The organism is Micromonospora sp. AB353, assembly GCF_049538395.1.
In the GTDB taxonomy this organism is placed as follows: domain Bacteria; phylum Actinomycetota; class Actinomycetes; order Mycobacteriales; family Micromonosporaceae; genus Micromonospora; species Micromonospora aurantiaca.
In genome coordinates this window covers 158,502-171,549 of sequence record NZ_JBMVFV010000005.1, presented here as the reverse complement: position 1 = coordinate 171,549, position 13,048 = coordinate 158,502, and the positions used below count along the sequence as shown (strand labels likewise).

Annotated in this window: 12 protein-coding genes; 5 read left to right on the top strand and 7 right to left on the bottom strand. The window is 72.0% G+C overall.

The features are described 5' to 3' along the window. The coding region (locus ACPCK6_RS04630; protein WP_423480415.1) for a hypothetical protein at positions 1-1,956 on the bottom strand (1,956 nt) is incomplete at its 3' end. Further along, positions 1,953-2,735 carry a deoxyribonuclease IV gene (locus ACPCK6_RS04625; protein WP_396881819.1) on the bottom strand — a complete coding sequence of 261 codons (783 nt, stop codon included), beginning with the start codon at positions 2,733-2,735 and terminating at the stop codon, positions 1,953-1,955. The genes ACPCK6_RS04625 and ACPCK6_RS04630, both read right to left, overlap by 4 nt. Positions 2,736-3,366: 631 nt before the next feature. Here ACPCK6_RS04625 and rpsF point away from each other — a divergent pair. The 4 genes from rpsF (at position 3,367) to rplI (ending at position 5,009) form a co-directional block, all read left to right on the top strand. Continuing rightward, a complete protein-coding gene (gene rpsF / locus ACPCK6_RS04620) occupies positions 3,367-3,657 on the top strand; it encodes a 30S ribosomal protein S6 (protein ID WP_013289357.1) in 291 nt (96 codons plus the stop codon). Positions 3,658-3,739: 82 nt separating this feature from the next. Beyond that, positions 3,740-4,267, top strand: a complete 528-nt coding sequence (locus ACPCK6_RS04615) for a single-stranded DNA-binding protein (RefSeq protein ID WP_018788497.1) — start codon at positions 3,740-3,742, stop codon at positions 4,265-4,267. A 41-nt stretch (positions 4,268-4,308) separates the two neighbouring features. Then, on the top strand, positions 4,309-4,548 hold the full coding sequence (rpsR, locus tag ACPCK6_RS04610) for a 30S ribosomal protein S18 (RefSeq protein WP_013289355.1): 240 nt from the start codon (positions 4,309-4,311) through the stop codon (positions 4,546-4,548). A 14-nt stretch (positions 4,549-4,562) separates the two neighbouring features. Continuing rightward, complete coding sequence (gene rplI, locus ACPCK6_RS04605; protein WP_135242573.1) at positions 4,563-5,009, top strand: 50S ribosomal protein L9; 447 nt, start codon at positions 4,563-4,565, stop codon at positions 5,007-5,009. A gap of 93 nt (positions 5,010-5,102) precedes the next feature. On the opposite strand, the gene ACPCK6_RS04600 is transcribed toward rplI, so the two are convergent. Continuing rightward, positions 5,103-6,779 carry a hypothetical protein gene (locus ACPCK6_RS04600; protein ID WP_423480414.1) on the bottom strand — a complete coding sequence of 559 codons (1,677 nt, stop codon included), beginning with the start codon at positions 6,777-6,779 and terminating at the stop codon, positions 5,103-5,105. Between the two features lie 397 nt (positions 6,780-7,176). Here ACPCK6_RS04600 and ACPCK6_RS04595 point away from each other — a divergent pair, with 397 nt between their 5' ends. Then, positions 7,177-9,855 (top strand): replicative DNA helicase, encoded by a 2,679-nt coding sequence (locus ACPCK6_RS04595; RefSeq protein WP_423480413.1) that lies wholly within the window; start codon positions 7,177-7,179, stop codon positions 9,853-9,855. Positions 9,856-9,861: 6 nt separating this feature from the next. Here ACPCK6_RS04595 and ACPCK6_RS04590 read toward each other — a convergent pair whose 3' ends face one another. The 4 genes from ACPCK6_RS04590 to ACPCK6_RS04575 form a co-directional block, all read right to left on the bottom strand. Then, positions 9,862-10,542 carry a maleylpyruvate isomerase N-terminal domain-containing protein gene (locus ACPCK6_RS04590; protein ID WP_423480412.1) on the bottom strand — a complete coding sequence of 227 codons (681 nt, stop codon included), beginning with the start codon at positions 10,540-10,542 and terminating at the stop codon, positions 9,862-9,864. 94 nt (positions 10,543-10,636) lie between these two features. After that, positions 10,637-11,029 (bottom strand): TFIIB-type zinc ribbon-containing protein, encoded by a 393-nt coding sequence (locus ACPCK6_RS04585; RefSeq protein ID WP_423480411.1) that lies wholly within the window; start codon positions 11,027-11,029, stop codon positions 10,637-10,639. Between the two features lie 23 nt (positions 11,030-11,052). After that, positions 11,053-11,685, bottom strand: a complete 633-nt coding sequence (locus ACPCK6_RS04580; protein ID WP_423480410.1) for a phosphoribosyltransferase — start codon at positions 11,683-11,685, stop codon at positions 11,053-11,055. Continuing rightward, positions 11,682-13,025, bottom strand: coding sequence for a glycosyltransferase 87 family protein (locus tag ACPCK6_RS04575; RefSeq protein ID WP_423480409.1), 1,344 nt, complete (start codon positions 13,023-13,025; stop codon positions 11,682-11,684). The genes ACPCK6_RS04580 and ACPCK6_RS04575 overlap by 4 nt, the downstream gene beginning before the upstream one ends. Positions 13,026-13,048 lie beyond the last annotated feature (23 nt).

Genomic DNA, 13,048 nt, shown 5'->3' with positions numbered 1-13,048 from the left:
CGTGTCGACCGGCCGGTCGAGCATCCCCTCCCACGGGGTGCCCGCCAGCTCGTCGCGCAGCACGACCACGTTCTTCACGCCGATCTGCCGCAGGTAGTCGACGCTCGCGTAGTCCGGGAAGCTGACGGTCGCCTCGCGGATCTGGGCCTGCGAGCGCGGCGTGAAACCGCTGCCGCCGTTGACCATCGGCTGGAACCGGTCGGTGGACCAGAGCATCACCGGCTGATCCAGGTTCTGGCTGCTCGGTAGCACCAGCATCGGGCCGTCCACCGTTCGCATCGCCGCCGGCTGCCGCGGCACCACCGGCTGCGGCGTCGCGTTCAGCCCTTCCACGATCACCAGCGCCAACGGCAGCAGCGTGGCCAGCCGCAGCCACGGACCCGGCCACGGCGGCACCCGCTCGGCGGCCAGTTCGCGTACCCGCATGCAGAACGCGGTGACCGCGCCTGCCGCGAGCAGGCCCAGCAGCAGCGTGGCCCAGAGCATCATCCGGCCCGGCGTGCGCAGCCCGCTCCAGCCCGGCAGGTAGTCGAACAACGGCACGTAGGTGAACCGGCCGCCGAAGAACCGGGTGCCCATCGCCAGCGCCATCGTCACGAGCACCCCGGCCAGCAGGAAGATCCGGTGCCGGACCCGCCAGACCGAGAAGAACAGGCCACCGGCGGCGAGCGCGTAGAGCACGAAACCCGGCAGCAGCGTCATCTCCGGATGCCAGGGCAGCACGGCCCGGGCGCCCTCGTGCAGCCCGCCCCAGACCCGCGACTCGGCCGGCGCGGTGAAGAACCCGCTCGCCGGCGGCGAGTAGAGCGCGATGTCACCGAGCGTCCGCTCCGCGTTCGGGTGCAGCTCGGCGACCTTGAAGTACGGCACCGCCAGCGCCGCGCCCACCGCGGCGAAGACCAGCCCGCCGAACACGTCGGCCAGGAACAGCCGCCGCCCGAACGGACGCTTCACCCGGCGCCGCCGCACGAACCACAGCACCACCGCCACCAGAACGGTCCCGGCCAGCATGTACGCGAACGGCAGCCCGATGCCGAACCCCAGGCTGAGCTGCCACGCGGCCACCAGCCACCCGGCGAACGCCCAGCCCGCGTGCCGGCGACGAGGCCGGTAGCCGTAGCGCAGGGACCAGCCGTGCCCCCGGGCCAGCATGGCCAGCGCCAGCGGGATGCCGCCGTTGGAGAGGATGTGCAGGTGCCCCGCCTGGGCCAGCAGCCACGGCGCGTAGGCGAAGCTCGCCCCGGCCACCGCGCCGCCGATGCGGCCCGCGCCGAGCTGCCGGGCCAGCACGTACGCCCCGAACGCGGCGAGCGCGTGCGCCAGCACGAACATGATGTTGTAGCGCAGCACGGCGTGCTCCGGGCCGACGCCGATCAGGCCGGCCGGGGCGTACCCGAGGAGCGTGTCGGAGAACGCGAAGCTCCAGTTCTCCGGATAGAACGTGTTCGCGTGCCACAGCATCGCCGGGTCGGTGCGCAGGATGTGCCCGGACCACGCCATCTGCCACGCCTGCAGGCTCGGATCCCAGTAGTCCTGCGGCAGCGTGTGCCGCGGATAGCGCAACGTGGGCCAGGTCATCGCCGCGGCCAGCGCCAGCGCGGCGACGGCGGCCAGAGTCCACTCGTGCACCAGGAACCGGCCGACCGCGCGGATCGTCCGGCGGGGCCGGCCGAGCACCGGCTCCGGCGCGGGTCCGAACGCGGACCAGGGATCGGCGGGCTTGTCGCCGGCCGTACCCGTGGTGCCCTTGTCGCCGCTCTCGGCCTTCTCGGCGGCGGCATCTCCGGCGGCGGCGTCGCCGTCCTTGCCGTCCTCGGCGTCGCCCGTGTCGGCGGCGCCCTGGTCCCGGGCCTCGGTCTTCTCCCCGCCGGTGGCCTCGTCCGCGGTGCCGTCGCCGGGCCCGGCGTCCGCCGCCTCGGCGCCGCCGCCTGCCTTGCCGGACTGCTCGGTCGTCACGCCGCCGCGCCCAACTGCCCGCGCAGGAACGCGATGTCGGCGGTCTGGCCCTCGACGCCGCCGGGGGTCTCCACGATCACCGGCGCGCCGGCCGCGCGGATCAGCGCCACCAGCAGTTCCGGGTCGATGGTGCCGCCGGTGAGGTTGTCGTGCCGGTCCTGACCGGAGTTGAACGCGCCCTTGGAGTTGTTCGCGTGGATCAGGTCGATCCGGCCGGTGATCGCCTTCACCCGGTCGACCAGGCCCAGCAGTTCCTCGCCGCCCGCGTACGCGTGGCAGGTGTCCAGGCAGAAACCGACCTCGTGGTCGCCGAGCGCGTCCCAGAGCCGGGCCAGCGAGTCGAGGTGCCGGGCGCAGGCGTTGTCACCGCCGGCGGTGTTCTCGATCAGCACCGGCAGCGGGAAGCCGCCCGAGTCCGCCGCGTACGCGAAGGTCTTGCGCCAGTTGTCGAAGCCGACGGCGACGTCGTGGCCCGCGTTGACGTGGCCGCCGTGCACGATCAGGCCCTTGGCCCCGACGTCCGCCGCAGCGGTGGCGTGGGCGAGCAGCAGTTTGCGGCTGGGGATGCGGATCCGGTTGTTGAGCGTGGCCACGTTGATCACGTACGGCGCGTGCACGTAGAGGTCGACGTCGGCGGAGCGCAGGCGGTCGGCGTCCTCGCGCGGCTTCGGGGCCTTCCAGCCCTGCGGGTCGGCCAGGAAGAACTGGACCGCCTCGGCCTGCCGGGCGGCCGCCTCGGCCAGCGGGTCGGTCGGGTCGACGTGGGCTCCGATTCGCATGCAGGGCAGCCTACGTCGCGCCTGCGACGGTCGGCGCGCTCGCGGGAGGTGCCCGGCGGGTCGGACGCGTCACCACCCGGCCCGGCGGTCGTTGTCCGAGGTGGGATCGATGGTCGACGCTCCGCCCGCACGTGGTCCACAGCACGGACGGGCGAGGGTGGACCCCCGGCAACGGGACGCCCCGCCGTGCGGCCCGGCACGACGGGGCGGGATCCGCTCGTCATCCCGGCACGGGAACCGGCAGTCGGACCAATTCCTCCATTTACCCCAAGTGGTGACGAGAGCCATTGTATGGTCAGACCAGGTGACAACACGATAAAGCTCCGCGGGGCGTCTTCGATCCAACCTCATCGGTGTGGTCGTTCCTCCCCAGGTCCCACCCAAGGAATGCGGACGGGACGCCCCGCGGTCCCGTGGACAGGGGTCCACCCGCCGGTTCGCCGGGGGTGGACCCCTGTCGCCGCACCCGGCACCGGGACCACCGGCCCGGCCATGATCGTCCGGACCGGCTATCCTGGTCCGGTTGTCCGTGTGTCCGGCCGGGTTCCCCCGGTATCGGCGCGGGCAACGACGCACGACCTCCTGCCACGGAAGGACCGTGGCCGCTTAGCCCACAGGAGGTGAGCACGTCTTGCGTCATTACGAAGTCATGGTGATCCTCGACCCCAGCCTCGAGGAGCGCACCGTCGCCCCGTCGCTCGACACGTACCTGAACGTGATCCGGACCGCGGGTGGCTCGGTGGAGAAGACCGACGTGTGGGGCCGCCGGCGCCTCGCGTACGAGATCAACAAGAAGGCCGAGGGCATCTACGCCGTCATCGACCTCCAGGCGACGCCGGAGGCCGTTGGCGAGCTGGACCGTCAGCTCCGACTCAACGAGTCGGTACTGCGCACCAAGGTCATCCGCCCGGAGATGCGCTGAGCATCTAGACCCGGCACGTCCGGATCACAAGCCTCATCCACGCTGTCGTACGGCTCTGAGAGCCTGTACGGCACAGAGATGAGTGCGCGAGGAGATGGTCATGGCAGGAGACACCACCATCACGGTCATCGGCAACCTGACCGATGACCCCGAGTTGCGATTCACCCCCTCCGGCGCGGCGGTCGCCAAGTTCCGGGTCGCTTCGACGCCCCGTTTCATGGACAAGGCCTCCGGCGAGTGGAAGGACGGCGAGCCGCTGTTCCTCTCGTGCACGGTCTGGCGCCAGGCCGCCGAGAACGTCGCCGAGTCGCTGCAGCGCGGCGCTCGCGTGATCGTGTCCGGCCGGCTGCGCCAGCGGTCGTACGAGACCCGTGAGGGTGAGAAGCGCACCGTCATCGAGCTGGAGGTCGACGAGATCGGCCCGTCGCTGCGCTACGCCACGGCGAAGGTGCAGAAGATGTCCCGCTCCGGTGGCGGTGGCGGCGGCTTCGGTGGTGGTGGCGGCCAGGGCGGCGGCGGAGGCAACTTCGACGACCCCTGGGCCTCTGCTGCCCCCGCCCCCTCCCGCGGTGGTTCGGGCGGCAACTTCGACGAGGAGCCTCCGTTCTAATGGCGCCGAGCGCCCGCGATCGCAAACCAGGAGCACGAGCAATGGCTAAGGCTGCGGCCCTTCGCAAGCCGAAGAAGAAGGTGAACCCGCTCGACAAGGACGGGATCACCTACATCGATTACAAGGACACCGCGCTGCTGCGCAAGTTCATCTCCGACCGCGGCAAGATCCGCGCTCGGCGGGTGACCGGCGTCACCTCGCAGCAGCAGCGGCAGATCGCCCGTGCGGTCAAGAACGCCCGCGAGATGGCGCTCCTGCCGTACACGGCCACGACCCGCTGAGAGGAGGCACGGACATGAAGATCATCCTGACTCAGGAGGTGTCCGGCCTCGGCTCTCCGGGCGACATCGTCGAGGTCAAGGACGGCTACGGCCGTAACTACCTGCTGCCGCAGGGCTTCGCGATCGCCTGGACCAAGGGCGCGGAGAAGCAGGTCACGGTCATCAAGCGGGCCCGCTCGGCCCGTGAGATCCGCGACCTCGGCCACGCCACCGAGGTCAAGACCCAGGTCGAGGGTCTCAAGGTCAACCTGAAGGCCCGCGCCGGCGACGGCGGGCGGCTCTTCGGCTCGGTCACCCCGGCCGAGATCGTCGACGCCGTCAAGGCGGCCGGCGGCCCGACCCTGGACCGCCGCCGGCTGGAGCTGCCCGGCCACATCAAGGCGCTCGGCTCCTACCCGGTCAGCATCCGGCTGCACCCCGAGGTGACCGCCAAGTTCGACCTGAACGTGGTCAAGGGCTGACACCCGAAGCACGACGCGAAAGGCCCGCACCGGCTGCCGGTGCGGGCCTTTCCGCATCCCCGCCGCCGGCCGGATTCGCTCCGCCGAGGCCGCTCAACCGAGCGGATTGCCGGTCACCGCGCTGATCACCACCGTGGACAAGCCACCACCCACCACAGCGGCCGCCAGCGCCACAGTCGCCGACCGCCACGTCGTACCGACCTGCCGCAGCAGCACCGCCACCACCAGACTGCTCACCATCGCCAACCCGAACCGCGGCGCCGCCGACACCAACGACTCCAGGGCGTGCGCACGCGGCGAGTCACAACCCCCACCGGTGATGTCCGTGACGCACCCCGCCGGCGGCTGACCACTGAGGAACAGCAGACCGATCACGAGCAGCACCGCCGGCACCAGATAACAGGCCGCCGTGTAGACCAGCGGCCGCAACGGACCACCCGGATCCGGGTCCAGCAGGTCGTCCTCCAGCCGACGACCCCACGAACCGCCACCGATCGTCTCCACCCGCCGCCGCAACGTCGACGCCGCCGGCTCCACCGGGCGACGGCGAGGCACGGTACGCGGACGCGGCGCCGAGTACGCCACCGCCGGCGAACGCGGAGCCGTCGACGGGGTCTCCATCCACCGCGGATCGTCACCGGAGAGCCGGGTACCCGACCAGAACGCCTCGGCCCGCGCCGGCGACGCCCAGCCCTCCCGCACCGGCGGCGCCGAACGATCCCACGGATCCGCCCCCGCATACCGGTCGTCCGTGTCCCGCACCGGCTCCAGGAAACCGGTGTCGGTGAACCGGTCCCACTCACCCGTGTGCTCCGTACGGTCCCACCCGCTCTCCGCCCGCTCCCAGCGGCTCGCGGGCACCGGCCGGTCCCAGGCGTGCAACCCCGACGCGTCCCACGGGTCGGCAGCGGGCGGATCCACCCGCTCCCGCTCGGCGCCCCGGCGACGCTGCCACGGATCCGCCGCCGGACGCGCCGACTCCGGCGCCGTCGCCCGCGACCAGGTCGGCTCCGGCTCGGACGCCGTCGCCCGCCCCCACGCCGGCTCCGGCTCCGCCGTCGGCGCCGACCGGCCCGCATCCGACGCCGCCGGCCACCCGGCATCCGTCGCCGAGCGCGACCACGCGCCGTCCGAGGCCGCCGGACGCGACCAGGTGGAGTCCGACCCCGCCGGCGGCGGCCAGGAGGAACCCGACGCCGACCGACGCCGCCGACCCGCCGGCCGTCCACCGTCCGGCCCGGCCGGCTCCTCGCCCGAACCCGCCGACTCCGGCAGCCCCGACCAGATCACCTGCGGCCGGCGCGTCGCCGCCCGGCGCGGACGACTCCGGGGCGCCGCACCCGACACCGGCTCGTCGTCCTCGTCCGCCCGCCGGTTACCCACATACCCCCGCTCCTGCGGGGCGTCCATCGTCCACTCGGCGGTGTGGTCCGACAACGGACCCGCGCCGATCGCGCGCAGATCCCGCCGGCCGGCCTCCGCCCGCCGACCAGCACCGGAGGACGGCGCCTCCACCTCGTCGTCGTCGGGCGCGGCATGCCGGCCACCGCCGTCCGCCCGGCTCACCCCGGACTCCAGCGCCCACCGCGGAAGGTACGTCTCCACCGGCTCGTCCTGGCCACGCTCGATCGCCCGCCGCCGGCTCGCCGTGCGGTAGCCCTCCGGCGCGTACGAGTCGACCCGGCGCGGCCCGGCGGGCTCATCCCAGGAACCGCTCGGCCGTCGCTCGCGCGGGCTGTCCTCCCCGCTTCCCCAGTCCCGGTGTCTCACGGCCGGAGCGTGACCTCTCTCAACCCGAAAGTAAACCCGCTGTCCCAGGTGTCGCCGTTCGCAGCGATAGTACGGGACGAACGACGACAAAGCTTGGCCGGAAATCTTCCGTCCACAGGGTGGGGATAGGAAAAGCCCAGGTCAGAGGCGATACGCCCGGAATTCCCCATCACTTTTCCACACCCCTGTGCACACCCTGCGCACATGCCTGTCCCCAGGCGTCCACAGGTTGTCCCGAGGCTCATCCACCGGCCTTGTTGAGCGGCTGACCTCGGGTTCCGTATCGTTGTCCCCCGACCGCCGGGCGATGACCCCCGATCGACCGGAGGGTCGGCGGAGAGTTGTCATACCCCGGCGATAGAGCTGGACTCGATCCGACGCAGCGAGGGGGGAACCCGTGTCGGTCACCGACGAGACGCGTGCGGAACGGACCGGGGGACAATCGCCCGAGCCGCCGCGCGAATCTGCGTTCGAGAAGACACCACCCCAGGACGTCGCCGCCGAGCAGTGCGTACTCGGCGGCATGCTGCTGTCCAAGGACGCCATCGCGGACGTCGTGGAGATCCTGAAGACGAACGACTTCTACCGCCCTGTCCACGCCACCATCTTCGACGCGATCCTGGACATCTACGGTCGCGGCGAACCCGCCGACCCGATCACCGTGGCGGCCGCGCTCGCCGACTCCGGCGACCTCGCCCGGATCGGCGGCGCCCCCTACCTGCACACGCTGATCGCCAGCGTGCCCACCGCCGCGAACGCCGCCTACTACGCCCGCATCGTCGGCGAACGAGCGGTGCTCCGCCGGCTGGTCGAGGCCGGCACCCGGATCGTGCAGCTCGGCTACGGCACCGGCCCGAGCGGCAGCCGCGACGTCGACGACATCGTCGACCTCGCCCAGCAGGCCGTCTACGAGATCACCGAGAAGCGTGTCAGCGAGGACTTCGCCGTCCTGGCCGACATGCTCCAGCCGACGCTCGACGAGATCGAGGCGGTCGGCGCCCAGGGCGGGGTGATGACCGGTGTGCCGACCGGGTTCACCGACCTCGACCGCCTGCTCAACGGCCTGCACGCCGGCCAGCTCATCATCGTGGCCGGCCGGCCTGGCTTGGGCAAATCGACCGCATCTATGGACTTTGCCCGAAATGCGGCGATTCGAGCCAATCAAGCGTCGGCGATCTTCTCGCTGGAAATGAGCAAGGTTGAGATCGTCATGCGACTCCTCTCGGCCGAGGCGCGCGTACCGCTGCACGTCCTGCGCAGCGGGCAGCTCTCCGACGACGACTGGACCAAGCTGGCCCGCTGCATGGGCGAGATCAGCGAGGCGCCGCTCTTCGTCGACGACACGCCGAGCATGAACCTCATGGAGATCCGGGCGAAGGCGCGGCGGCTCAAGCAGAAGCACGACCTGAAGCTGATCGTCGTCGACTATCTCCAGCTGATGACCTCGCCGAAGCGCACCGAGAGCCGGCAGCAGGAGGTCGCGGACCTGTCGCGTGGCCTGAAGCTGCTGGCCAAGGAGGTCGAGTGCCCGGTGATCGCGGTGAGTCAGCTGAACCGTGGCCCCGAGCAGCGCACCGACAAGCGACCCCAGCTTTCCGACCTGCGTGAATCGGGCTGCCTGACCGCGGATACGAGACTTATCAGGGCCGACGACAACTCGGAGATCACCCTCGGGGCGCTTCTTGCTGGGAACGTCAGGGACATTCCGGTCTGGGCCCTCGATGAAGGTCTCCGCTACACCCCCCGGACGCTCACGCACGCATTCCCCAGTGGGACGCGGGAGGTGTTCCGGATGACCCTCGCCTCCGGGAAACAGGTGGAAGCCACTGCCAACCATCCTTTCCTCACGTTCGGCGGGTGGGTGCCACTGGAGGAACTCACGGTTGGAACGCGGCTCGCCGCGCCTCGGCACATTCCGCCGCCGCTGAACATCCAGCCGTGGGCCGAGTCGGCGGTGGTCATGCTGGCACACCTCCTCGGGGACGGCTCGTTCGTCCGCCGGCAGCCGATCCGCTACGCCAGTTGTGACGAGGCCAACCTGGCGGCCGTGACTGAGGCCGCGACGCACTTCGGGATCACGGCTGTGCGAGACGACTACCCGGCTGCCCGAGTGACCACGCTCCGGCTACCGGCACCATTCCGGCTCGCTCGCGGGCGGCGGAATCCGATCGCCGAGTGGCTGGACGGGTTGGGGCTGTTCGGGCTGCGGTCCCACGAGAAGTTCGTACCTCAAGCGGTGTTCGGTCTGCCCAAGGAGCAGATCACCCTCTTCCTTCGGCACCTCTGGGCCACCGACGGGTCCGTGACCGTCAACAAGTCCGGCCGAGGCGGACGGGTCTACTTCTCCTCCACGTCGCGGCGCATGCTGGAGGACATCTCACGCCTGCTGCTTCGCTACGGAATCTCGGCTCGACTGCGGCAGGTACCGGTCGCTCGACACCGGCCGCAGTACACCCTGGACATCTCCGGCCGAGACGACCAGCTCCGCTTCCTTCGGGAAATCGGTGTGCACGGTGAGCGCGCCAACAGCTGCGCGGCGCTGCTGGTGATTCTCGAATCCGTCATCAGTAACCCGAACGTGGACACCGTTCCCAGGGAGGTGTGGTCACGGGTTCGGGAGGTCCTGGCGGAGCGCAAAATGAGCCACCGGGAGTTCGCGGCGGCGGTCGGAACCCAGTTCTCCGGCAGCGCGATGTGGAAGCGTGCACCCAGCCGGTCCCGTCTCGCCAAGGTGGCCGCGGTGCTGGACGCTGCGGATCTCGACCTGCACGCCACGAACGACATCTTCTGGGACGAGATCGTCTCGATCGAGTCAGTCGGCGAGAAGGACGTTTACGACGCCACGGTGCTCGGCACACACAACTTCATCGCCAACGGGATCGCCGCGCACAACTCGATCGAGCAAGATGCAGACGTTGTCATCCTTCTGCACCGCGACGACTACTACGACAAGGAGTCGCCGCGTGCAGGCGAGGCGGATTTTATTGTTGCCAAGCACAGGAATGGGCCGACCGACACGGTCACTGTAGCGGCCCAGCTGCACCTGTCGCGCTTCGTGGACATGGCGATCGTCTGAGCCGCGTCAGCCGAGCAGCGGGAACCAGCCGGCGGCCTCGCCCAGCTCCAGCCGGTCCCGGTCGGTGAGCGGCACCCGCCCGGCCGCCTTCAGCAGGTAGTCGTGGTCGTCCCATCCGGCCGGCCGTACCGCGTCGTCGCTGAGCAGACCGTCCATCGTGGTCACCGCGACCCGCGTCGGATCCGCCGCCGGCCGCGGCGCGTCCGGCAGGTCCACCACCAGGTCCAGGTGATGGATGACCGCCTCGGTGGTCAGGGTGGCGAGCAGATGGGGTACGCGCAGCACGTGGCCCTGCGTGGTCACGTACCCGTCGGGGTCGGCCGCGGTGGCCGCGCGGACGGCGGCGGGCGCGGTGTCGGACCAGAGCCGGACCACGCCGGTGGGCCGGTCGAAGGCGGCGGCGGAGCGGCGTGCCCACCAGGCGTGCCCCGCGCTCGCGTCGTCGTCGCCGGAGGTGAACGCGCGCCAGTAGCTGACGTCGTCCACGTCGGCCGGTCCGGGTGCGGGGCTGGCCAGGGCGACGAGTGCGCGCTGGGCGTCGCAGAGCACGTGGAAGAGCAGGTCGGCGACGAGCCAGCCGCGGCAGCGGGTGGGCCGTTGCAGGCCGGCGTCGTCGAGCGGGGTGACCACGGCGGTGATGCCGTCGTACGCCTGGGCCAGCGCCTCGTGCTGCCGGATCGGGCTCATGGCGAGCAGCCTGCCACGGTGTGGCGGGCACGGCACGCCGACGAGCGCGCCGGGTCGATGCGGTGCACCGGCCCGGCGTGCGCGTGGCCGGCGGTCAGTCGAACAGTTCGCCGAGGAAGCCGTGCTTCTTCTTGCGCCGGTAGTGGCCGTGGTAGCCGTAGTGCTGCTGCTGACCGTGGCCGTACGCGGGCTGCGCGTAGCCGTGGCCGGGCGGCGGCGGAGGAGGCGGGGGGACGGCGCCGTAGCCGGGCTGGTGCGGCGCGGCGGCGGGCGGGGGCGGCGGGGGCGGTGGGTAGCCGGCTCCGGAGGGCGCGGCCTGCCGGGTGCCGCCGTGCTGCTGGTTCCAGTTGGCCTCGGCATCGAACAGCTTTTCCAGCTCGCCGCGGTCGAGGAAGATGCCCCGGCATTCGCCGCACTGGTCGATGACTACTCCGCTGCGCTCGTACTGGCGCATTTCTCCGCGGCACTTGGGACAGGTCATCTGCATGACAACGACGGTACCGGGTGTTTTCACGCAGTGGCGGTCAGCGCCTGCGTGACCTCGTCGTCGGAGACCTCGTGGAAGTCCTCGTAGTACGCGCCGACGGCGGCGAAGTCGTGCGGGAGTTGGCAGGTCACGACCGTGTCGGCGTCGGCGGCGAGCATGTCGTACGCCTGCTCGGAGCCGACCGGGACGGCGACGAGGACGCGGGTGGCGCCGAGGTGGCGGGCGACCTGGGCGGCGGCGCGGGCGGTGGCGCCGGTGGCGAGTCCGTCGTCGACGATGACGGCGGTGCGGCCGGTGAGGTCGAGCGGTGGGCGGCCGCCGCGGTAGCGCTGTTCGCGGCGTTCCAGTTCGGCCTGTTCGCGGCGGCGGACCTGGGCTCTGTCGTTGTCGCTGATCCGGTCGGCGACCATGTCGTTGAGGACCTGGACGCCGCCGGGGCCGAGTGCGCCGTACGCGACCTCGGGTGCCCAGGGCACGCCGAGCTTGCGGACGACGAGGACGTCCAGTGGGGCGCCGAGCCGGTCGGCGACCACCCGGGCGACGGGTACGCCGCCGCGGACCAGGCCGAGGACGATGACGTCGGGGTGGCCGGCGAGGTCGGTGAGTCGCTCGGCGAGTTCACGTCCCGCTTCGGCCCGGTCGCGGTAGGTGGTCATTCCTCAGGTGTACGCCTTCCGGCCGGGTCGCGCGGGGCGGTTGCCGGGAATGCCGCCGGGTCGTCCGGTCGGGTGAGTGCCAGCGCGGGGGCGAGAACGAGCAGGGCGGCCGGGTAGAGCAGGTACCCGAAACGGGTGGAGGGCATCAGCAGGATCGCGGCGAGCAGCCCGTACCCGCAGATGAGGGCCGTGGCGGCGGCGGTGCGGGGCGGGCGGCGCAGCAGCCGGACGGCGATGGCTCCGCCGGCGGCGACGAGCAGCGCGGCGGCGACGGCGCGGCCGGCCGGGAGTGTCTCGGCGATGAGGTGCCCGGGGAAGGGTGACTGGGCGGGGCTGGTGACGAGGCCGTGGCCGAGCGGGAAGCGCAGGACGTTCTCGACGAGGGCGTCGCGGTCGACGAGGAGTACCGGGACCAGCGCGAGGACGGGGAGGCCGATGGCGCCGAGGGCGGTGCGGAGCGCGGCCCGGCGGGTGGCGGCCCAGACGATCAGTACGACGGCGACCGGCCAGGCGAAGAGCTTCAGGGCGCCGGCGGCGCCGACCGCGAGGCCGGCCCGGCCGGGTCGGCCGGCGGCGGCGAGCGCGAGGGCGAGGAGGCAGAGCGCGAGTACGGGGAGGTCGTCGCCGCCGGTGGCGAGGGTGAGCGCGCAGACGGGCAGGACGGTGGCGGCCTGGACGGCGCGCAGGACGGCGGCGTCGCGGCGGGGTGCGGACGGGCCGCCGCCGGCGCGCAGCGTGGCGACGAGGGCGACGACTGTGAGTGCGGTGACCACGGCGAACCAGACGCGCGAGTCGGTCCACCAGGCGTCGACGGCGGCTCGGGGCAGCCCGAACAGTGCCATGCCGGGCTGGTAGGGGGTGTAGCCGAGGAGTTGTTCGGCGGGGGGCAGGGCGGCGATGGCGTCGGGTCCGAGGTAGGGGGTGCCGTGTTCGGCGAGGCGGGCGCCGGCGTGTTCGACGACGATCACCTCCTCCTGGGCGCGGTCGGTGCGTCCGCCGGCGCGTTCGATGCTCTGCGTGACGACCGGCAGGAGCGCGGTGGCGGCCCAGGTGAGGCCGGCGACGGTCCAGCGTGCGGGCAGGCCGGCCAGGGGTGTGCCGGGGTCGCGGCGGCGGGCGAGCAGTTGGGTGGTCGCGGCGAGCGTGGCGAGGGCGTACCCGATGGTGGCGACGGTGCCCCAGGCGCGGTGCGGCGGCAGCGTGGAGGTGGCGGCGGTGATCGCGGCGAAGACGGTGGCGGCGGCGTAGAGGCCCAGGTCGAGGGCGAGGCCGCCGGCGGCGGTGTCGAGTGCCGACCAGCGGCGGGAGACGGGGGTTGCCGGGTCGGCGTGGGCGGTCACGCGGGCCAGTGTGGCAGACCGGC

Bases quoted from the DNA above. Each gene is read 5' to 3' on its own strand.
- ACPCK6_RS04625 (WP_396881819.1), bottom strand. From the start codon at position 2,735: ATGCGAATCGGAGCCCACGTCGACCCGACCGACCCGCTGGCCGAGGCG.
- rpsR (WP_013289355.1), top strand. From the start codon at position 4,309: ATGGCTAAGGCTGCGGCCCTTCGCAAGCCGAAGAAGAAGGTGAACCCG.
- rplI (WP_135242573.1), top strand. From the start codon at position 4,563: ATGAAGATCATCCTGACTCAGGAGGTGTCCGGCCTCGGCTCTCCGGGC.
- ACPCK6_RS04590 (WP_423480412.1), bottom strand. From the start codon at position 10,542: ATGAGCCCGATCCGGCAGCACGAGGCGCTGGCCCAGGCGTACGACGGC.
- ACPCK6_RS04585 (WP_423480411.1), bottom strand. From the start codon at position 11,029: ATGCAGATGACCTGTCCCAAGTGCCGCGGAGAAATGCGCCAGTACGAG.
- ACPCK6_RS04580 (WP_423480410.1), bottom strand. From the start codon at position 11,685: ATGACCACCTACCGCGACCGGGCCGAAGCGGGACGTGAACTCGCCGAG.